Origin of the sequence: Vibrio splendidus, from assembly GCF_003345295.1 — a bacterium.
GTDB lineage: Bacteria > Pseudomonadota > Gammaproteobacteria > Enterobacterales > Vibrionaceae > Vibrio > Vibrio splendidus_K.
This window is the reverse complement of record NZ_CP031055.1, coordinates 1,140,889-1,160,115: the sequence shown is the minus strand read 5'-3', so window position 1 is coordinate 1,160,115 and position 19,227 is coordinate 1,140,889. Positions and strand designations below refer to the sequence as shown.

The 19,227-nt window shown below is 43.3% G+C and carries 23 protein-coding genes; 13 read left to right on the top strand and 10 right to left on the bottom strand.

Features of this window, described 5'->3' with window-relative positions; all coding sequences use genetic code 11:
* Positions 1-49 precede the first annotated feature (49 nt).
* A complete protein-coding gene (locus tag DUN60_RS05140; RefSeq protein ID WP_114633359.1) occupies positions 50-766 on the bottom strand; it encodes a DUF1826 domain-containing protein in 717 nt (238 codons plus the stop codon).
* Between the two features lie 291 nt (positions 767-1,057).
* Here DUN60_RS05140 and DUN60_RS05135 point away from each other — a divergent pair, with 291 nt between their 5' ends.
* From DUN60_RS05135 to DUN60_RS05110, 7 genes are all read left to right on the top strand, one after another.
* Complete coding sequence (locus DUN60_RS05135) at positions 1,058-1,630, top strand: YceI family protein (RefSeq protein ID WP_114633358.1); 573 nt, start codon at positions 1,058-1,060, stop codon at positions 1,628-1,630.
* 396 nt (positions 1,631-2,026) lie between these two features.
* Complete coding sequence (locus DUN60_RS05130) at positions 2,027-3,211, top strand: YbfB/YjiJ family MFS transporter (RefSeq protein WP_114633357.1); 1,185 nt, start codon at positions 2,027-2,029, stop codon at positions 3,209-3,211.
* 55 nt (positions 3,212-3,266) lie between these two features.
* Positions 3,267-3,923, top strand: coding sequence for a glutathione S-transferase family protein (locus tag DUN60_RS05125; RefSeq protein ID WP_114633356.1), 657 nt, complete (start codon positions 3,267-3,269; stop codon positions 3,921-3,923).
* Positions 3,924-4,094: 171 nt separating this feature from the next.
* Positions 4,095-4,790, top strand: a complete 696-nt coding sequence (locus DUN60_RS05120; RefSeq protein ID WP_017075154.1) for a VC0807 family protein — start codon at positions 4,095-4,097, stop codon at positions 4,788-4,790.
* 372 nt (positions 4,791-5,162) lie between these two features.
* Positions 5,163-5,438 carry an HU family DNA-binding protein gene (locus DUN60_RS05115; RefSeq protein WP_004734824.1) on the top strand — a complete coding sequence of 92 codons (276 nt, stop codon included), beginning with the start codon at positions 5,163-5,165 and terminating at the stop codon, positions 5,436-5,438.
* 40 nt (positions 5,439-5,478) lie between these two features.
* Complete coding sequence (locus DUN60_RS24535; protein WP_004734823.1) at positions 5,479-5,625, top strand: hypothetical protein; 147 nt, start codon at positions 5,479-5,481, stop codon at positions 5,623-5,625.
* Between the two features lie 724 nt (positions 5,626-6,349).
* Positions 6,350-7,237 carry a VirK/YbjX family protein gene (locus DUN60_RS05110; protein ID WP_162808208.1) on the top strand — a complete coding sequence of 296 codons (888 nt, stop codon included), beginning with the start codon at positions 6,350-6,352 and terminating at the stop codon, positions 7,235-7,237.
* 159 nt (positions 7,238-7,396) lie between these two features.
* Here the strand turns inward: DUN60_RS05110 and DUN60_RS05105 are convergent, their stop codons facing one another.
* The 3 genes from DUN60_RS05105 to pnuC form a co-directional block, all read right to left on the bottom strand.
* Positions 7,397-8,077 (bottom strand): Crp/Fnr family transcriptional regulator, encoded by a 681-nt coding sequence (locus tag DUN60_RS05105; RefSeq protein WP_114633354.1) that lies wholly within the window; start codon positions 8,075-8,077, stop codon positions 7,397-7,399.
* 125 nt (positions 8,078-8,202) lie between these two features.
* Positions 8,203-8,931, bottom strand: coding sequence for a nucleoside phosphorylase (locus DUN60_RS05100; RefSeq protein WP_114633353.1), 729 nt, complete (start codon positions 8,929-8,931; stop codon positions 8,203-8,205).
* An 8-nt stretch (positions 8,932-8,939) separates the two neighbouring features.
* Entirely contained in the window at positions 8,940-9,674 is a 735-nt protein-coding gene (gene pnuC, locus DUN60_RS05095; protein ID WP_114633352.1) for a nicotinamide riboside transporter PnuC, read from the bottom strand.
* Between the two features lie 357 nt (positions 9,675-10,031).
* On the opposite strand from pnuC, the gene DUN60_RS05090 reads away from it, so the two are divergent.
* Positions 10,032-10,235, top strand: coding sequence for a hypothetical protein (locus DUN60_RS05090; RefSeq protein ID WP_004734817.1), 204 nt, complete (start codon positions 10,032-10,034; stop codon positions 10,233-10,235).
* A gap of 42 nt (positions 10,236-10,277) precedes the next feature.
* Here DUN60_RS05090 and DUN60_RS05085 read toward each other — a convergent pair whose 3' ends face one another.
* Positions 10,278-11,369 carry a transporter substrate-binding domain-containing protein gene (locus tag DUN60_RS05085; RefSeq protein ID WP_017080621.1) on the bottom strand — a complete coding sequence of 364 codons (1,092 nt, stop codon included), beginning with the start codon at positions 11,367-11,369 and terminating at the stop codon, positions 10,278-10,280.
* Between the two features lie 217 nt (positions 11,370-11,586).
* On the bottom strand, positions 11,587-12,060 hold the full coding sequence (locus tag DUN60_RS05080; RefSeq protein WP_114633351.1) for a PaaI family thioesterase: 474 nt from the start codon (positions 12,058-12,060) through the stop codon (positions 11,587-11,589).
* Between the two features lie 35 nt (positions 12,061-12,095).
* Between DUN60_RS05080 and DUN60_RS05075 the strand changes: the two genes are divergently transcribed.
* Positions 12,096-12,374 carry a DUF134 domain-containing protein gene (locus DUN60_RS05075; RefSeq protein WP_004734814.1) on the top strand — a complete coding sequence of 93 codons (279 nt, stop codon included), beginning with the start codon at positions 12,096-12,098 and terminating at the stop codon, positions 12,372-12,374.
* A gap of 52 nt (positions 12,375-12,426) precedes the next feature.
* Here DUN60_RS05075 and nqrM read toward each other — a convergent pair whose 3' ends face one another.
* The 4 genes from nqrM to DUN60_RS05055 form a co-directional block, all read right to left on the bottom strand.
* Positions 12,427-12,624, bottom strand: coding sequence for a (Na+)-NQR maturation NqrM (gene nqrM / locus DUN60_RS05070; RefSeq protein ID WP_114633350.1), 198 nt, complete (start codon positions 12,622-12,624; stop codon positions 12,427-12,429).
* Positions 12,621-13,112 (bottom strand): NifB/NifX family molybdenum-iron cluster-binding protein, encoded by a 492-nt coding sequence (locus DUN60_RS05065; RefSeq protein ID WP_114633349.1) that lies wholly within the window; start codon positions 13,110-13,112, stop codon positions 12,621-12,623. The genes nqrM and DUN60_RS05065 overlap by 4 nt, the downstream gene beginning before the upstream one ends.
* A gap of 281 nt (positions 13,113-13,393) precedes the next feature.
* Complete coding sequence (locus DUN60_RS05060) at positions 13,394-14,791, bottom strand: sensor histidine kinase (protein WP_114633348.1); 1,398 nt, start codon at positions 14,789-14,791, stop codon at positions 13,394-13,396.
* A complete protein-coding gene (locus tag DUN60_RS05055) occupies positions 14,775-15,449 on the bottom strand; it encodes a response regulator (RefSeq protein WP_017077938.1) in 675 nt (224 codons plus the stop codon). The genes DUN60_RS05060 and DUN60_RS05055 overlap by 17 nt, the downstream gene beginning before the upstream one ends.
* Positions 15,450-15,692: 243 nt before the next feature.
* On the opposite strand from DUN60_RS05055, the gene DUN60_RS05050 reads away from it, so the two are divergent.
* From DUN60_RS05050 to DUN60_RS05035, 4 genes are all read left to right on the top strand, one after another.
* Positions 15,693-16,190 carry a GlcG/HbpS family heme-binding protein gene (locus DUN60_RS05050; protein WP_009846975.1) on the top strand — a complete coding sequence of 166 codons (498 nt, stop codon included), beginning with the start codon at positions 15,693-15,695 and terminating at the stop codon, positions 16,188-16,190.
* Positions 16,191-16,432: 242 nt separating this feature from the next.
* Positions 16,433-17,155, top strand: a complete 723-nt coding sequence (locus DUN60_RS05045) for a DUF1007 family protein (RefSeq protein ID WP_029405013.1) — start codon at positions 16,433-16,435, stop codon at positions 17,153-17,155.
* A 94-nt stretch (positions 17,156-17,249) separates the two neighbouring features.
* On the top strand, positions 17,250-18,365 hold the full coding sequence (locus DUN60_RS05040) for a nickel/cobalt transporter (protein WP_114633347.1): 1,116 nt from the start codon (positions 17,250-17,252) through the stop codon (positions 18,363-18,365).
* A gap of 298 nt (positions 18,366-18,663) precedes the next feature.
* Positions 18,664-19,194, top strand: coding sequence for a YcxB family protein (locus DUN60_RS05035; RefSeq protein WP_114633346.1), 531 nt, complete (start codon positions 18,664-18,666; stop codon positions 19,192-19,194).
* The last annotated feature ends 33 nt before the right edge of the window (positions 19,195-19,227 follow it).

Sequence of the window (19,227 nt, the reverse complement as noted above, 5' to 3'; positions counted from 1 at the left end):
TCATCTCATCTCATCTCATCTCATCTCATCTCATCTCATAAAAAGCTTACTAACCGAAATCTAGAGTCAGCAACAGTCGTGTCTCATTTGATGACGTAACTGGTGAGCGGTGAACAAGGCCTCTATTTTCATTGCCACTCCAACGCTCCCCTTTTAATAACGCAACATCACCACTGGCCATTTTCTGTATGTCAGACTCGTCACTGTACAGGCCAGAAATAGAATCAGGCTGTCCGTTACTTCCACGGCCAAGCTTAGAACGGTCGACCGATTCGTTTGGCAGCCATTGAGTCGCAACGCCGTGATAGGTTGTCACTAAGCGGCAAGGAACTTGGTCAAAATGAAAACGAGGACACATCGCTTTATTCAGAACCGCCAAACGGAGCCCTACTTCTTCAAGATCGAACAAACAACAGAACATATCCACCAGCTCTGTCATGTTTTCTAATAACGCTTTAGAAGCGGTTCCGTCGGTAGCAAATTCCAATTTATCGTAAGCGTTGTCTGGTGACAGGCTAATAGACTTACTGAAGCTAGGATTCGAGGCGATGAATTCACTAATTGCCATAGTTAAATCTTCATCAAACTGTCGCTGCCATACCGCTATATTAATATCGCTTTGGTAGATATCCGCTAATACCGTTGGCTGCTCAGAAGCGCTAAGTCCTGGATTATGATTCGCCTGATCCTTGATACTCACAACGGAACTAATGTTAAGTGGCTGATTACTATTCGTTATCAAAGGCTTGGTTGACACGGCATTCATTACGTCATCTCCTTGATGCTTGCTTATCGTTTCTCTTTTAATACTGCAAACGTCGTTCACAGTAATGTCGGATTTTAGTTATGTTATAACATAACTAAACTTACACAAGTAACTTTGCCGATCATGGTTCCAATAATATGGCGATGCTCTACCTTCGTCAGGTAATTTGATCAATGCTGAACTAAGCTTCTATCTATCTTTTTCTAATTTATCTTTAGTTCAAATAAAGACTCCAAAAATGCACGACTCGAGAACGTTAAACTTGTGAATTCATCAATGTGGTGACAACTTATGAAAAAACTAATCTCTACACTCGGCCTCCTATGCATCGTTATCTCAGCTCAATCTTTAGCGGAAACGGGCTACACGTTAGACCCCAATTTATCGAATATTACGTTCGCAACTATCAAGAAGCAGTTTGTTGTTGAGCCCGCATCCATCAAGCCTTTATCTGGTGGTCTTACCGAAGAGGGTCAATTTGCCATATTGTTGGACGTGAAAAGTGTGAGTACTGGCGTCGCTATTCGCGATCAGAGGCTCAATGAGCTCTACTTTGAATCGATGACTTTCCCTGAAGTAAAAATCTCTGGAAAAGTTGAACCGTCAATGTTGTCTGGTGACCCAAAAAGAACAACCATTGCAGCGGAGGTTACCTTGCACGGCGTAACAAAAACGATTGATTTTCCCGTTTTAGTCGTTCCTTCAGAAGAGTTAGTGATGGTCAGTTCAGCCTCGACAATCATCGTCAATGGCGCTGATTTTGGAATATCGACAGACAACTTGAACAAGCTATCAGCTACCGTTGGTGGGTTAGCGATTTCCGACAAAATCCCTTTAAGCTTCAATCTGCTCTTCGATAAATAATGGGTTCACACCTACCCAGTTAGATCTTTCTTAATTCACATTCATCTATCGTTTAAGGTGGGTGAATGTGAGTTAGAGCCGGCAAGTCATCTAGATAAACAAATCACTCATATTCAATTAAGTCGGTCGATCGTCCAACTTTAGTCTAACAATTGATCACTCAAATCTGCGGTGATTAAAACAATCGCTTATTGCCTTATCCTCGGCAGAACAACACATCCACCTAAGTGTTTAAACACACTCGCTATTTACCTATCTCAAACCGGTTTTAGATGAGCAAATTATATGACTAACCGCCTAGTGATATTGATGGCGAATGATGTCAGTATGCAAAACTAAACAAAGATCTTGTCCTAGTGCTAGAACATCTAGCTGAACCTAAAAAGAGCCCTTTTCATGCTGAATAAACACATCGTTAATCGAGACAGCTTGGCTGGAATGGGGGCGACTCTAATAGGCAACGGGATCGGTAGGTTTGCCTATATAGCATTAATGCCGGCTCTCATTCAAAGTGGTTGGTTTAGCGAAAGTGATGCATCTTACCTTGGTGTCGCGACCCTTCTTGGATACATATTGGGTGCACCTGCTGCCAACATACTGCTGCGTTACTTTAGTGCTGGGCAGTTAATTCGATTCGCTATGTTGATAAGCAGTTTTAGTTACTTAGGCTGTGCGCTACAAGAAGCGCCCTTAACATGGTTCTATGTTTGGCGAACTTTGGCTGGAATTGCGGGTGCCTTATTAATGGTTGTCGCCCCACCAGTGATTGTCCGAAAGTTTAATCCCGATGTGAAGGCGCGTGTCAGCGGAGTAATATTTTCAGGCATTGGACTTGGTGCTATGTTATCAGGCACATTAATCCCAGTACTGATCTATTTTAGTGTGGTGTCGGCTTGGGTTGGCATGGGAGTCATCGCATTAGTCACAACGATACTGACTTGGAATGCATGGCAAACCCAACCTAACACGTCTAAAGCGCCTTATATAAAATCCTCCTTCTCTCAGCTCTCAAAGCCAAAATTAATCAGCGTTGCGCTTATTCTAGTGGCTTATACCTTCGATGCTATCGGCTACTTACCCCATACCTTATTTTGGGTAGATTACATCGTGCGAGAACTGGGTATGTCGTTCAGCAGCGGTGGTTTGTTCTGGGCAACCTTTGGTATTGGCGCCGCTATTGGACCATTGATTACCGGTGTCTTGGGAGACAAGTTAGGGCTTAAAAAATCCCTCTGCATTGCATTTAGCATCAAGGCTTTAGGCGTCGCATTACCGCTTGTTAGTACACATCCTATCGCGCTGTTAATTTCTTCATTACTGGTTGGTATTTTCACGCCGGGAACGGTAACACTTGTGTCGACTTACACGTTGGAGATTGTAGGCTATGAACTGCATACCAAAGCGTGGGCAGGAATGACACTCTCTTTTGCTGTATCACAAGGTGTGGTTGGGCTTTTGATGGCGTACTACTTAAATCATATGGCTTCATACGACGTGTTGTTCACCGTTAGTACTGCTGCTTTGATGCTGTCTGCGGTGTGTACCTTAATGACTGTCACCCACTCTAAGCCTGAACATTGACCTAGACCTAAGCTAACTTCCTCAGTTCATCTGACGAATGCAATAAAGGATTATCATGCAACTCTACTTAAATGAAACCTCCCCGTTTTCACGTGTAGTCGCAGCAACTGCGCTTCTAACACGCTGCTCTCCTTTGTCTTTTGTTTGGGTTGATCCATGGAGCTCCCCGGCCAACCTAAAAAGCGTCAATCCGTTTTGTTTAATTCCAGCACTCAAACTTGAAGACGAAACAGCACTGACGGAAAGCTTGTGCATTTGCCAATACCTAATTGAAACGTACCAACCTCAAACGCTACGTCAGGTAACGTTAAGTCGTGCCAATGAAATGCAAACGTTAGGAACAGCAAAGACGTTAATGGAGATCGCGTTTAGAACCGCGGCATTGATTCGCTATGCAGACAGTGACAATGCGCTTATCCATAGAGGGCAAGAAGGTATCGTTGCCGCCCTAGAGCAACTTGACCAAGAGATAAAAGAACAAGGACTAGAATTCCTTTTGAGCGACAACTTGGCCACCTTGTATCTCCATGTCGCTTTAGATTACGTCCAGTTTCGACATACTGAATTGTTTGATGAAGTGGACAGCCGCAACATCATCGATTTTTTACGCCTTTCTCCGTTCGCAGACGTACTGACACTTATAAGCATTGAGAGTTTGGCAAACAAGCCTGATTATGAAACGTTGCTTGATTCGTTTAGTCGAGATACCTAAGAGCATCCAAAACTAGAATGCGTAAAGTCTTGAATTCAACGTGAGACAGGCTCAGAGATGTCGTTGATGTCACATGTCGTTACACAGCATGACGTGTTAAGGCTTTACATCTTGGGCGAGGTAAACAACAATCCCTGAGAATAAATCCATAACATAATGTATTTAGAAATTATGAGTAACACAGAAAACAAAAAATCGAACCCTCTTTTCGAAATCGTTTTTAACGTATTTCTTCCGTCATTCATCTTAATGAAGTTCAGTGGAGAGGAGCACCTAGGAACCGGTCTAGCACTGCTTGTCGCCCTTGCTTTCCCTATCGCTTACGGTGGTATGGAGCTAATCCGCAACAAGAAGTTTAACTTCATCGCTGCGCTTGGCTTCGTCAGCGTACTATTAACGGGTGGCATTGGTTTCTTCGAACTAGATACTCGTTGGTTAGCACTAAAAGAAGCATTAATACCTGGCCTAATTGGTTTAGCGGTCCTTGGCTCGACCTTCACTCGCTACCCGTTTATCCAAAAAGTTATCTTTACGCCAGCTCTGTTAAACATCTCTCTTATTGAAGAGCGTTTAAGACAGTTCGGTAACCAAGCAAAGTTTGATCGTTGTCTAATGACATCGAACTACATGTTCGCAAGTACCTTCGCTTTCTCTTCTGCGATGAACTATTTCCTAGCAACTTGGATTGTGACAAGCCCTGCTGGTACTGCAGCCTTTAATGAAGAACTTGGTAAACTGACACTTTACAGCTACCCAGCCATAGCTATCCCTAGCATGCTGATGATGTTAGGCATTTTCTATTACATTTGGCGCCAAGTTCGTGCTATGACGTCACTAGAAACAGAGAAAATCTTTATTACTAAGTAGATCTTACCGAACTAACTTAGTGTCTCGTCTTAAAATAGAAACACACACCAAAAGCTCAGCACATTCGCTGGGCTTTTTTGTTTCTGTTCTCTCATTTATCCGACAAGTGATATGCTGAATTATGATCAGCTTTCTCAAAAAATGAGAGATTACTTTCACCTTTCTCATACTAGCTTGATAGCTAGCATTTAAATTACCAATAGCTAAAGAACTGCATTCGGTTATACTGAAAGATGATTTAACGCTCAATCTTGTTGATTACTTTACAAAACCCTGCCTAGGTGTTAACACTATTTCAGCCCTTATTGCTAAGATAGAACAAGCTTGGCCTTAAAGTTAAGCGCCAGTCGTACTCAATAAGGAATATAGAATATGAACAAATCTCAGTTGGTTGAACACATCGCAACTTCAGCAGACATCTCAAAAGATCAAGCAGGTTCAGCGTTAAACGCACTTGTTGAAGGTATCTCTAATACATTGGCTAAGGGTGATGATGTTGCCATCCTTGGTTTCGGTAGTTTCAAAGTTAATTCTCGTGCTGCTCGCACTGGTCGTAACCCACGAACCGGAGAAGAGATTCAAATCTCAGCATCAAAAACGCCTGCGTTTAAAGCAGGTAAAGCACTAAAAGAGTCATGTAACGCTTAGAGTAAATACGATCTCAAAGCAGAATCCAAGGAAGATTACTATGTCTATAACCAAAGAAAAAGTTAAAGCTAGCCGCAGTAAAAAAGCAGGCAAGTCAACCAAAGCACAAGCCGAAACGCCCAAAACTCGTCAACGCATTGAAGAGCTTATGGAAGAGCGTGAACTGGCAAAACTGTTAGAGTTATAGTTTGTTATTCTTCTAATGCCACTGCAGCCTTGTAGTGGCATTTTTGATTTATGAAACAGCGCTTCACTAATACAAGTGCTTATACCGATTAACCCTTTCAAGCGACCTCTTTCTGCAATTCAGTCACTCCATTAATACGTTGATGCAATCTGGTATCGATAGTCAACGAGATTAAAAAGCTCAGCAATGCAATAATAGCTCCTGTAACAAACACCCATTGATAGCCAGACATCCATACCACTCCCAATAAGAATGGCAGAAATACTGCCGCGATATGATTGATAGTAAACGAAAGACTCGCCGTGGACGCCACTTCGTTTGACCGGACGGTTTTCTTAAAATAAGTAGTTAACGCTATCGCAAAAAACGACCGTAACTGCGCGGTGATATGCTTCCTGCCATGTTTAATTCCTCAAAAGTATCTTTACTCCGAAAAATCAGTCATATGAAACTAAGCTTCGGTACTAGGAAGCATACTACTCGCCAGTCAATTGTTACACGATCGTTTTGTAAATGTTACTTTTTGCATTTATCAATCCGCGTTAAGCGTAAGAGCCGCCCAAAATTTGAACGTTAAGTAACTGACTTAATTACATTGTCATACATACCCATACATACCCAAATCGCATTTTTCACTATCATCATTTTCATTGTTAGTTATGAGAGTCAGGGAAATGTTCGCAACACTAATGTGTTGGTGCAGCGTTTCTTTTTTGAGGTGATTATGAATGTCGTTCGCATGGGAATAGAAGCCAATACCCATAAAAATAAGGGTAAGTACAAGGCGATAATTAAGTTTACTATTCGAGCCCTGTTTTACTATTCAGCCACTAGAAAAATGAGTGAAAATTTCAACTCTGAAGAGAGAAAGCTGTTATTTATCAAACAGCCTAACTTCTTATCCAAATTTGTAACTCCCTACTTATGTACTGGCTTTAGCAATAAAGAAAAGATAGAAATCTTATCCAAGCACTACGACTGGTTTGAAGAAACCTTCGTAACAGAAGCTAGACACCAAATCTATAATGAAAGACTCAATCTTTTAAAACTAGAGATAGATGACAACGTTTATCTGGTTAATCTCAGCTTTGAACGAAACGCGAGAAAAGAAGGTGAACTGACAATTTCATTGACCAATTCTCTACTCGAAAAAATGTATAGCATCTCGTTCACTGTTTTCGACAACAGCATCTACATCGGTGGTATTCAGGGTGGAGCCAATGACAATGGATTTAGCCGTACATTCACAAAAGCTTTCTACGGTTTAAGACCTAAATCCTTCATGGTAGAAACACTACGACTGTTAGCCATTAGCTTAGGTATCGAAAATATCTATGCGGTAAAAGAATCTGGCCATGTGTCGAACTCATTACGCTACGGCAAGAAAAACAAAGACATCAGCCTTAAGTACGATAGTTTATGGGAAGAGCACGATGGACAGGTACACGATGACTATTTTTATCGTCTACCGATCAACCCAAACAGGAAAGACCTTGAGGCTCTGAAACGCCAAAAACGTAAGTTATATCGTGAGCGGTATGTGTGGCTAGATCAGTATGAAGAAGAGCTAAAGAACAAAATGAGCCACAACATTCAAGTTCAGTTTAGCTAACAACTGCCTTCTAAATAGGTACTACTTTCTGGCGCTCGCTCTTTATTTTGTTACAAACACAAGGCCTCATAATACGGGGCCTTAGAATCGAGAAGCAGCTCTGCACTTACCTTTCTGATTTCACTCAAATTTCCCTTTCAACTTGAGTCATTCTTTTTCTTACTCATACGAATCAATAAAGGCTCGGAGCGCTTGCTGGTCGACAATTTCCAACCCTTGGTCTCCTTTTCTAATGAAACCTTTGTCTAATAGGTCTTTAACCGCTCTTCGATATACTCTGCTCGATGTGCCAAAACGTTCCGCTTCTTGATTCACTTTATCGAAACCGCCTAACACAGTATTTGTCTGGCTTTGAACCAATAAGTCGTAGGCAATGTTGTAGGTAATTGAGTGTAAAAGACGGTTAGTGTAAATGCCCATAGAGTCTTGATAATCTTCCGCTAATGCAGAGGCAAAGAAGAACATCATCTCCGGATTTTCATGTAGTACTTCTGCTAGTTTCTGAATGCAAATGACATCAACCTGCATGTGTTCATCTGCCACGACATTCCATTGGCAGGGCGTTTGAGTGAAGAACTCCATCTCGCCAAATATATGATAATCACAATTCACCTCCCCCAATTGAAAGCGTCGCCCATTAGCCGCAGAAATACTCATAGAGACTCTCCCAGCGGGCACTACATAAAGATACTGAAGTTGCTCGCCTTGACGCAGAATTTCATCGTTTTGATTGAAGTAACGAGAGTTAACTTGGTGTTGGTAGATGAGATCTCTAAATTCAGAGCTTTTTTGTTCTAAGTAGCTTTTAAAGCGTCCGCTTGAGTATGGTGCAATCTTCATACTTACTCTCTCATTGCATTACTGCTGTTTATATTCAAACGATTGTAACCACTTAAACCACAGGAGAGAACCCAATAAAAAAGCGACGGTCTCCCATCGCTTTCGTCTTGCATTTATTGAGGCTCTTATTGAGTAATTAATGCTTCCAGTGCCGCTAATGATGCTAGCCGCTCTCCTTGCATCATTGCCTCTGCCTCATCGACATATTGCCCAACGCCCTCCTTTACATCTTGTTCGTACAAGACAACATTGTTCAAGATAGAAGCTACGTTAATCCCTCTCAAGCGCCCCACGGTAAACAGCGCGGATGTTTCCATGTCTGCACCTAAAATGCCCTTACCATTCCAGTACTGACAAAGCGCCTGCTCGTCATCGGTATAAAAACTGTCGTGTGAGCGGACCGTACCCAAATAGTAAGGTGTTGTTTGCTGCTGCAAGAACTTGTCTAGCTCTTTAAGCAGAGAGAAGCTTGCATAGGCGGGATACGACGGCTTAACGTAAGCGGTAGAACCACCCTCATCGCGAACCGCACCCTCTGCAATAATTAGCTCACCAAGCCCAATCTGTGACTGCATCGCACCTGCAGACCCTACTCTGACGATATGAGTCACACCACAAAACTTAAGCTCTTCGACGGCAATGATCATTGAAGGTGCGCCAATGCCGGTGCTGCAAACAGATATCGCCTTCCCTTGATAGGTACCAGTGAAGACTCGATACTCGCGGTTCTCAGAAACCATCTCTGCATCTTCTAGCAAGCTCGCGATTCGATTCGCTCTATCAGGCTCACCACAAACAATGACTAACGGAGCAATTTGCGTTTCATCAACGCCAATATGAGGTTGCTTTGCCATCTTCACTCCTAAGAAGCCGTTGCTTGAGCTAACGATTTATCACTGTTTCGTTTAGCTGTGCGTGCCCACTCACGAGTACCGTTTGCCGCAATGAACATTAAGATTGCATATTGAACAGACATTGCGTACACGCCCTGCGTCGCATAAATACCAACACTGATAATGTTAATCACAATCCAAAGTATCCAGTTTTCAACATACTTACGTGTCATAAGAACTTGAGCAACAATAGATAGAATGGTCATCGTTGCATCCCAGAATGGGAACGCATCAGGTTCAAGTACTGGTTCCGTTAAATCAGCACCAAATAGATTCAGGCTATCAACCGCGATGTTTGCCAGCGCAAAAAAGAATGGGTCGATGTACATAGTAAGCAAGGCAATCGAAATCGCACACGCTGCGGCTGTTGCCACCAGCTTATTTTGGCTCAACCAGCGAACTTCTAGCGTTTCACCTTGCTCATTAGGGCGTGTCCATGCGTACCAGCCGTAAATGTTAGCGCAGAAGAAAAAGAGTTGAAGAAGTAACAGTCCGTATAACTGAATTTGGAAAAAGATAACCGCAAATAAGGTGACATTCAGTAACCCGAACAGGTAATTAATGGTTTTTTCTTGGCTTGCAAACCAAATGCAAAGCAGGCCAAACACCGTGCCGAATGCTTCAATCCAGCTCATCGCGTAGCCATCCCCTATTGGGATATTGACTAAGGTATTATTGATATCAAGTAGGGCGAATAGGTCCATCGGGGTGTCCTTTATTATTTGATTTTTGTAGCACCTATCTTATTGCGCCGATAGAAACAAAGAGGAGGACATTTGTCCCCCCTAGATTGCATGCGATCATAAATCAGAATAATAATTCCGGAAAATCAAATTCACAGAAAGGTGTCATCGACCTCACAACAGTCTTGAACTCGAAACTCCAACAGCAGAACAAATCACTTCCAAAAACGAAACTTTAGCTTACTAGCTTTAAGCTGATATCGCGTTGACGGGCGCTCTTGAGAAGCGCATGCTTTTATTTCGAGCAGAATCGTTTTTGGCCGTGTAATCGACCCATCACACGTTTTGTACAACTTACCCAATTGAATGGCAGGTCACATGAATAAGATTGTTATGTTAGTAATGGGGCTGTTTTTTACCAGTCGACTGTTTGCCAGTATTGTGCCGCATGTTGGTCAACTTGAGCATGATGCGCCTATTCTCCTTCGCTCTGCATTGATTGTGGGCGTTGCGGCTTATGTCGTTTGGACAGCGTTCAAATATTTCAAAAAGAACAAAGCCTCTGGTTCAGAACAACTCTAGGGAGAGACATTAGAATGCTTGAGAGTTAGCAGTTAAACTCGGTTACTTATCTGCAAAATAGTCGACCAAGATTTTACGCCACTTTCGCGACTCACGAATTTTCAGAAGAGCGCGGTTAATTTCTTCTTCATACGAGTTGTTTTCAGTGATGATAAAGCCATAATTCTGCTTTTCGAGTTGATACGGCAACACCTCTAGATCATCGAACTGCCCGCTTATTCTGCCATTACCGATCATATATTTGAGCACCACATCATCAGCGACAATCGCTTCCACTTCGCCTTCCTCTAAAGCCGCCAACAGTCTTGGCATATCGATATAACTCTTGTGTCGAATACCAAAGCTTGTGAGCATCAAAGAAGAAGTCGTCGCGACTTTTGCCCCTACTTCAACATCCGCAAGATCATTCACGCCTTTAATATGTGAAGAGCCTTGGCTGAGCGTAAGCTTGCTGGCTAATACCGCAGTAATACTGGCGATAAACAGCATACTCAGCACACCAATGAACACCGTAGCAATTCGTCCGGTTAAGCTCTTAAACTCAAAATAATTGAATGGGCCTCGAGTGATAAAAAGCAAACCCAATATGAAACTTTCTAACCAACGGCCCGTTCGGCTTTTCATCGAATAGAGCTTTTCATTTTCACCGTGCTCCAATACGTAGAAAAAGGCACCAATCACACCAGAGATAAAGACGATAACGCCAATGATCAGCCACAATGCAGGGTTTAAGAAAATGGCGTGTAAGGTATGAAGATAACCTTGCTTCTTCACTGCGATAGCGAGGTGAGTTTCATAAAAGGAATGGGAAAAGTCGGCGAACAACTCACGCTCTGGGGTGATTGAAATACAAGAGACACCGATGTCGATTTGCTCTGTTTCAATCGCATTGAGTAATTCATCCAAACGGTGATTCTCTATCGTGTACTCAACGTCCATTTCTTTAGCGATCTGTTCCCAAAGCTCGACACTCAGGCCATTCCATTGACTTTCCATCGAACTGATCACAAAAGGAGGACACGGGTAAACACCGACTTTAAGTGGAGAAGAAGAGGCAAAAGTACTGAAGAATAAAAAAAGAGAAACGATTGAAGTGACACCGTATCGGAGTGTCGATTTGAAATATTTGTGCATCAGCAGCCCTCCAGAAGAAGGCAGCAATGAATTGAATCGAGTACGAAGGCTCGACTAATGAACACACATCAGCGCGATCAGAAGTGAAGAAAGATTATGATAAATTCAATACTGCCCTAGCTTTATTCGTTATTACCTTAACTATAGAAAACCTCTATTTATTGTGCAAAACAATGGGCGTAACAAACTAACGGCATAGGGAACATCAGATCGATAACTAGTGGGATGACATAAACTGGCTTTGTGCCGACGAACATAACTTTCCGCACTGCGTAATTTGGCTTTCAAGGAAGTAGATATTACGTCTGCTTTTGACCCATTGGGCACGAACTTCCAGTTCTTGACCAATAGAAATAGGATGATGAAAGCGAGACGACAAACTCACCGTCATTGCAGTGATGTTATTTTGGAACAAGCAATGCAGCATCGCACTGTCGTGTAACGCAGTGACAATGCCACCCTGCATGATGCCATCGTAGCCCTCAGCTTTATCTGTTGGTACAATCTTGGCCCTGGTTTTATATTTAGCTAAAGCTTCACTCTTAATTGAAGCTTCATGATTGGCCAAGGCTTTATGATTGACTAAAGTCTCGCGCTCGCCAACGGCTTCAAAACAAATGGGGCTGTCTGCGAAAAAACCTTGGCTGCACACTTGGCAACGCCGATGGTTGTGTGGAATAAAAACCTTCATACTTACCTTTTAACCTTAAATACCTAGAGATTGATATGGCTCGACCAAAAAAACATCGCCAGTTATGCACCCGAGCGGCTTACTCTTGCTTTAAGCCTAATGGCGTTCCTATGGACGAGCTTCATAAAGAAGAATTGCTATTAGAAGAGTTAGAAGCCTTACGCTTGGCTGATCAAGAAGGATTGAGCCAACTTGAAGCCGCTGAACAAATGCAGGTGTCTCGCCAAACGTTCGGCAACATCATCAAGCGTGCACGAGCCAAAGTCGCCAAGTGCATCGTCAACGGTCACGCGTTGGTGATTCAAAGCGCTTAACTCGCGAACTAGCCCAACGTTAGTTAGCTCAACGACAGTGAATTCTCGATACTTAGCTTGATGGCTCAGAGATCTGATACAGCTTTCGACTCTGCCCTTCACACACATCTTTGCAATTGCATTCACGCTCAATATCTAACTGCGCAAGCCCTCCACAGCTGCCTTTGATTGGCTTGCGAGAAAAAATCACACCTATCGCCATCAACGCGACGATTCCGACAAACCCCAATAGCGTCAACATAAAGGTCATTTTCGGAACCCTCGAATACCCCCTAAGTGATTCGGCTGTGCCATAAGAATCGCGGAGTCTTTCTTGCGCCCTTCCTCACCGCAGCCTTTCTTACTACTCCCTTTATTACTGCACTCTCTCTGACTGTGCCCTTTTTTACTGTGACAAACGTTGCGAGGTTCGCGACCGTAATCGAGATCGGTCACTTCCCGTAGATTGTCGAAATCCAAAGTCCCGATTTCTGCCTTACCTGTTGATGCCAAGACTCTAATGTCGTGGTTGAACAAGTGCGCTAGCATCTTCTTCCCTATGTGACGGACGACTACAGATTTCACATCGTAAGAACGGAGGACAGAGATCCATTGCTTCTTTTTATTGCAAGCGGTGTCGGACTCAACCAAAGGAACAATCTGCTTTATTTGTCGTTGTTCATCGACAATCGCAATCTGTGGGGAACGAGCAAAATGGTTGCCTACATGAAGGTCGCGACAAGGTACTGCGTATAACATAGTAACTTCCTGTTATTGATGATCAGAAGTTCAGCATACGCCCCATTATTGGCATATGCCAATAACTATCATGTGAAAAATAAGATTTACTGGATCGACAGGTAAGATCAAAAGCTACAAGCTACAAGCAGCCAATAGGGTTGGCGCAGGTTACTGTACCTCCCGAACCTGTTCATGAAGAGCCTCCCTTCCCCAAAAACAAGAATGCCCCACTAGTGCGGGGCATTCTTTGTGCGTAAAAGTTGAAATTTCAAAGACAGAAGTGACGATATAAATCGTTGTTACAACGAAAGAGTAAAAGTACTTCCCACACCCAGTTCAGATTCAACGACTAACGTTCCTTCTAGATTCTCGACCATGGCAAGCGCTAAAGATAACCCAAGACCATACCCCTCGATATTGCTGCGGCTGTTGTCGACTCGGTAAAGTCGTTCGAAAATCAAATCCTGATATTTCTGTTCAATACCAACACCAGTGTCCTGGATGGTTATCGCGATCTTACCCTCTGAACTTTGCTCGGCTTTGACCGTCACTCTTCCTTCGGGCTCGGTGTACTTAATCGCGTTATCAACAAGGTTAACCAACACCTGAGTCAATTTGTCAGGATCTGACTGAATAACAAGAGCATCAGCGCTCTCAACCTCAAGCTCAACTTGTTTATCTTCTGCGACATCTTCATACCAGCTCACCACATTGGCAATCACATCAGAGACCTGAGTCGGCACTTTCTGTGGTATGCGCTTTCCGGTCAGCTCGTCGTTCAACTTCATCAAGGCGGTTAACATATTGCTTGCCTGCATGGCGTGTTCAGAACAATCTGCCAATGCGTCTTTCATCGCTTGTTGGTCGGCGTTATTGAGCAATGCCGTTTGGGAAGCTAACGTAATACGCGACAAAGGAGTTCGAATATCATGAGCGATCGCATCGACGGTCGTATTCAAGGTTGTCGTCACGTGCTGTAACTTGGCAACCGCAGTATGGACACTAGAGCTGATCACGTTGAGCCCTTGCGGTAAATCAGGTTCGGCTTCATTTTTAGTGCTAGGAAATTCTAACTGCCCTTTTTTCAGCTTATCGAGCAGGTCGCCAAAGGTCACTAACGGAGACATGGCACTCTGGATGATGTTACGAGTGAATACTGCGGTCACGGACACGAGAGCAAGCAACGCATATAAGGTCATTAGCCATTGATTGTAGGCGATAAAGTCTCTTGCTCGGTTATCCAAAACCAACCAGAAATCATACTGCTCCCCTTCAATAGGCAACGACATATAGGGACTCAAGATGAAGCTCTCTAACCATGAACGATTCTCATCAATTTGATAGCTAGAAAAAGACTGTTCTGTCGATAAATGTTGAACACCAGCGATAAACACACCATCAGATGAAGCGCCCTTCTCAAGCTTATACGCCGCAATGTTGTTTTCGAGTAACCGGTGAGGATTCGCCTCTAAAACATGAATCAATCGCTCACTCGAATCGTAAGTCAAAATACGCTGATACTCGGTCGACATAGACGTAAGGATCTTCTTTTCCGTTTGGTAAAGGTCGAAAAAGAAGATAGCCCCAACAATCAGTTCCACCAGCAGCAAGCAGAGCAGTAAGGTCGACATAAAGCGAACCAACAAATGTCTCTGTGTTTTAGCGAGCGCCTGTTCAATACTACGACTTGAGGACATAGCCAACACCTCGAAGTGTGTGAATTAATGGCTTAGAAAAACCCTTATCAACTTTGCTGCGAAGCCTACAAACCAAAACATCGACCACGTTGGTTTGCGGATCAAACTGATGCCCCCAAACATGCTCAAGAATCGCGGTTTTCGACATCACAGCCTCTCGGTTTTCGAGCAGTAATTTCATCAACATAAACTCGCGCTGATTAATGGTGATCGTTTGTTGATCTCTTTGTAGAGTGTGTTTAAGTAGGTCTAGGCTAAGCGGGCCGTAATGCAATTCTAATGGCTGAGGTGTCGGTTGCTTGCCTCGACGCACCAAGGTTTGGCAACGGGCCAATAACTCAGGAAACGCAAAAGGTTTTACCAAATAATCATCAGCACCTGACTGTAGCCCTTGCACTCGTTCTTCCACTGAGTGTTTGGCACTTAATATGATGACGGGCGTCGCGTAGCCTTGCCCTCTGAGTTCAGCCAACACTTCAAACCCATCTTTCTTTGGCAACATGATATCGAGGATGATCACGTCATACTCTGCGGTTACGGCCTCGTGTAATCCATCAACACCATCTGTTGCGTGCGTCACCGTTATCCCTTCTTGCTGAAAACCATTCACCAAAAATCTCGCGATATGAATGTCATCTTCAATCAATAGTATTTTCATCAACGTCCGTTTATTTATTTGCCGTGGTCTGAATACACTCTATCAATATCCTTTCTCGAATATAACCAACATTGCAACTTTGTAATGTTCAAGAAAGCCAGTCGTAATCATGCATTCGTTAGTATGAACCTGTTGATTAAAAACACCCTTTCTAAACAAACAAAAAATAGAATTCGGAATTTGAAAACGAATATTTTTTGAAAACAGATGCTTTTTGAAAACAGATGCTTTAACGGAGTAAACATGAAAACGACAAAACTAACAGTACTAGCAGCAACCCTTGGTTTCCTTAGCCTTTCTCACAATGCAATGGCAGCAGAAACACAAACGGTCTCTTTCACTCAAATCTCATCAGAAGCGGCCTTCAAGCTTGCCCATGAAGCCGTTAATCAATGCGAAGCCGATGGCTACAAGGTTTCTGCGACTGTTGTCGACTTGTCGGGCAATGTGATTGCTCAACTACGTTCTGATGGCGCTGGCATCCACACTCTTGATAGCTCACGCAAAAAAGCGTTCACAGTGGCAAGCATGAAGCAGCCATCAGGTAACCTGATGAAACTCATCGCCGACAAACCTATCATGCAACCCTTGCAGAATATGGACGACAACTTGTTGTTCCTAGCGGGTGGTGTTCCGGTACAACTGAACAATGCCATGATTGGCGCGATTGGTGTGGGTGGCGCTCCGGGTGGCCATTTAGATGTCGCTTGTGCTGAAAAAGCGATTAAGAAGTTCTTCTAAAAGTCCGTTTACCAACAAACACTGACTGATCTAGAAAAGCGGCTTAGTACCCTCCATGCCCAATCAAAAAATGCCTCGCACTTGCGGGGCATTGCTGCAAATTAAAGCAGTTGCGAATAAAAGCAACTCCGAATTGAAACCGATAATAGAAACGTAAACAGGCAAAACATGACACAAATTTGATGTGAACAACCCACTCAATTGTTATATTATAACATTACACTTAATAACCATTCGTTCTCATGAAACAGCTATTCAATCTAATCGATGTAATCAATCGCTTCTTCTCTCGCTATGTAAGCCGTTTCTCGACATGCTGTCGTTCTCTAAAGGGTTTGCCTTTTGGCCTAGTATTACTGTGTTTTGCGCCAAATCTATATGCCCACCCTCACTCTTGGATAGAGATGAAAACCCATATTGAGGGAGAGAATGGCATGATCACCGGTCTCTCTATGGAGTGGTCTTTTGATGCAATGACATCCATGTACATGTTGGATGGCGAAAATGTCTCTGCCGATACAGAAGCTGAAACATTCAAAAAGCTCGCTGCGTCTGTTATTGAAAACATGAAGTATGAGCACTACTTCACGTACTTTTATGATGGTGAAGAGCCCATCAAATATCAAGTTGCTGAACACGCCAAGTTTGAGCGTGACAAAGCCAAAATGGTTCTAACATTTGACCTACCACTTTCTAAGCCTAAACCCGTGACACGAGACTCGCTCCGCGTACTCATTTTTGACCCTAGTTACTTCGTCGACATGTCGTGGCTATCGAATAGCGACGTGACCTTGTCACCTGAACTAGCGAGACAATGTCAGTTGGAATTAATCGAGCCCAACCCAACGCCAGAACAGATGAGTTATGCGATGTCTTTACCAGCCGATGCTGACCCAGATAACACGTTAGGCCAACTGTTTACTCAATCGGTTGAGCTTCATTGTGCTGCGGTTCCAGCGTCTTAATCATTGCGGCTCGTTTCAGTCAGTAAACGTCTTAACTCAAACTCATTTAACCTCTCACTCAATGAGAAAGGTCTCTGATACAGGTTCTTGTTAAATGCAGAAAAATCATTTCAAAACAAACTATTACCTCATTGGTCTCGGCGCTTTATTACTGGTTGCTGTCGGCGCATATCAATTATGGTCTATGTGGCCTTCATTGGTTATCTCTAGCATCCAATGGCAAAGAGAAGTTAACTCAGAGCTAGCCGACCTACTCTATGAAGCTAAGTCTAACCCTTGGGGCGCAGGCAGCTACCTCATCGGATTCAGCTTCGTCTACGGTATGCTTCACTCTTTAGGCCCAGGACACGGCAAGGTTATCGTGTCTACTTATTTAGCGACTCACCCGACTAAGGCGAAAGCCAGTTTAGTGCTGACGATTGTGTCTGCGTTTTTACAAGCACTGGTCGCAATCTTATTAGTAAGCGTGTTGCTATGGGGATTTAGTGCTTCAATGCGAGTGGTGAATGACAAAGCGAATATGTTTGTTTCATTAAGCTTTGCGTTGGTGGCCGTGGTAGGTACTTTGATCTGCTGGAAGGCTTTAAAAAACATATACACCACAATGTGTAAGCCAAAGTTGAAAGTGAAAGCCATCACCACATTAGCAGCCGATGCACCTTCAACAATGGCCGCTCGTCCACCAGGCACAGTCCAATCGCCAATAGCGCTTCGCTCATCTGTATCTGTTGGTTCAGCTATGTTGAACCCGACTAACGCATTACAAGCCGTTGACCACACTCATGCAGATCATTCTCATACCGACTGTGGATGCGGCCACCAACACGTCGCTGATCCAGAAGCCATCAATAAAGCTTCAACATTTCGAGAGTACGCGGGAATCATCGTGACGATTGGCATCAGACCCTGCACCGGAGCAATCATGGTTCTGCTTTTCGCCAATATGGTTGGCCTATATTGGATGGGCGTACTGAGTGCCTTTGCAATGGCAGTAGGCACAGCATTAACAACCTCATTAATTGCAATGATGACGCTAACAGGCAAACATCTAGTGAAGCGCTATTTGGCAGCGGGTAACCAGAACAATAACGCTTCATTGAAAGTCGCAGGTCATTACTTACAACTCTTTGGTGGCGTTCTACTTGTATTGATTGGCCTACTACTAATGAACGGACAAGAGAGTGGTATGTCACCTGTTTTCACCATGTAGAGCTTTAATACGTAGCCATAAATCGGAGGTCCTTTTCACCCGTTCCTCACACATCAAGGCCTCGCAAACGCGAGGCCTTAGTTTTAGCCATCATTTAATATCAATTTTTAATATAAATTCAGGTAAACAAGTGAGCTATGCCGAGAGCAAACCCCGTCGGTATTATTGATTTACAAAAGAGCATCAAAACCGTTAAAGAAAAGTACCGACAAGCGATACAATGCTGGAATTGCGAGATTGCAGCGCAGCAGCCCCTTTATAGAAATCTCATTCACAGAAAACATTAAAGTAGCCAGACATGTCTAAAGATCCCGGTTTCACCACAGAGTACATCCTCGACAAGACGTTTTTCACAGAGTGTTATGATCAAACTAGCCTTCCGACTCAATTTCCAAAAGCCTATTTAAAAGGAATACTGTTTCTTATTTTTGGTGTGGTTTTATTAGAGTTTGAGCTACTACCTAACGGTTACGTTGGCTGGTTCTTTATTGTATTAAGTGTGATTGAAGCGTTCAGCGTTTACTGCAAGAGAACCTGGTGGATATGGCGACAAAAAATCAGCTCAGGTGCTGGCAGCAAAGTAGTATTTCAGGGGGACGTTAACGGCGTAAGTTATAAAAACGCTAAAAACACCAATACTATCGCTTGGACTGACATCTCCCAGCTGCAACAAACCGATTTAGGTTTTATCCTTCATATTGGAAAACAGCGCCAATACGTCAGTAAGTCTTGTTTAAACGATGAAGCCATTGCGTTCTTGGTCGAGCAACACGAAGCTTCTAAAGCACCTAAAGCACCTAAAGCACCTAAAGCACCTAAAGCAAATTAGCATCAATAAATGCCTGCCAATTTGGCAGGCATT

Coding starts and splice junctions, on each gene's coding strand:
- DUN60_RS05060 (WP_114633348.1), bottom strand. CDS start 14,791: ATGTCCTCAAGTCGTAGTATTGAACAGGCGCTCGCTAAAACACAGAGA.
- nqrM (WP_114633350.1), bottom strand. CDS start 12,624: ATGACCTTTATGTTGACGCTATTGGGGTTTGTCGGAATCGTCGCGTTG.
- DUN60_RS05120 (WP_017075154.1), top strand. CDS start 4,095: ATGAGTAACACAGAAAACAAAAAATCGAACCCTCTTTTCGAAATCGTT.
- DUN60_RS05110 (WP_162808208.1), top strand. CDS start 6,350: ATGAATGTCGTTCGCATGGGAATAGAAGCCAATACCCATAAAAATAAG.
- DUN60_RS05125 (WP_114633356.1), top strand. CDS start 3,267: ATGCAACTCTACTTAAATGAAACCTCCCCGTTTTCACGTGTAGTCGCA.
- pnuC (WP_114633352.1), bottom strand. CDS start 9,674: ATGGACCTATTCGCCCTACTTGATATCAATAATACCTTAGTCAATATC.
- DUN60_RS05140 (WP_114633359.1), bottom strand. CDS start 766: ATGAATGCCGTGTCAACCAAGCCTTTGATAACGAATAGTAATCAGCCA.
- DUN60_RS05130 (WP_114633357.1), top strand. CDS start 2,027: ATGCTGAATAAACACATCGTTAATCGAGACAGCTTGGCTGGAATGGGG.
- DUN60_RS05080 (WP_114633351.1), bottom strand. CDS start 12,060: ATGAAGGTTTTTATTCCACACAACCATCGGCGTTGCCAAGTGTGCAGC.
- DUN60_RS05090 (WP_004734817.1), top strand. CDS start 10,032: ATGAATAAGATTGTTATGTTAGTAATGGGGCTGTTTTTTACCAGTCGA.
- DUN60_RS05105 (WP_114633354.1), bottom strand. CDS start 8,077: ATGAAGATTGCACCATACTCAAGCGGACGCTTTAAAAGCTACTTAGAA.
- DUN60_RS05055 (WP_017077938.1), bottom strand. CDS start 15,449: ATGAAAATACTATTGATTGAAGATGACATTCATATCGCGAGATTTTTG.
- DUN60_RS05035 (WP_114633346.1), top strand. CDS start 18,664: ATGTCTAAAGATCCCGGTTTCACCACAGAGTACATCCTCGACAAGACG.
- DUN60_RS05040 (WP_114633347.1), top strand. CDS start 17,250: ATGCAGAAAAATCATTTCAAAACAAACTATTACCTCATTGGTCTCGGC.
- DUN60_RS05100 (WP_114633353.1), bottom strand. CDS start 8,931: ATGGCAAAGCAACCTCATATTGGCGTTGATGAAACGCAAATTGCTCCG.
- DUN60_RS05075 (WP_004734814.1), top strand. CDS start 12,096: ATGGCTCGACCAAAAAAACATCGCCAGTTATGCACCCGAGCGGCTTAC.
- DUN60_RS05050 (WP_009846975.1), top strand. CDS start 15,693: ATGAAAACGACAAAACTAACAGTACTAGCAGCAACCCTTGGTTTCCTT.
- DUN60_RS05045 (WP_029405013.1), top strand. CDS start 16,433: ATGAAACAGCTATTCAATCTAATCGATGTAATCAATCGCTTCTTCTCT.
- DUN60_RS05065 (WP_114633349.1), bottom strand. CDS start 13,112: ATGTTATACGCAGTACCTTGTCGCGACCTTCATGTAGGCAACCATTTT.
- DUN60_RS05085 (WP_017080621.1), bottom strand. CDS start 11,369: ATGCACAAATATTTCAAATCGACACTCCGATACGGTGTCACTTCAATC.
- DUN60_RS05115 (WP_004734824.1), top strand. CDS start 5,163: ATGAACAAATCTCAGTTGGTTGAACACATCGCAACTTCAGCAGACATC.
- DUN60_RS05135 (WP_114633358.1), top strand. CDS start 1,058: ATGAAAAAACTAATCTCTACACTCGGCCTCCTATGCATCGTTATCTCA.
- DUN60_RS24535 (WP_004734823.1), top strand. CDS start 5,479: ATGTCTATAACCAAAGAAAAAGTTAAAGCTAGCCGCAGTAAAAAAGCA.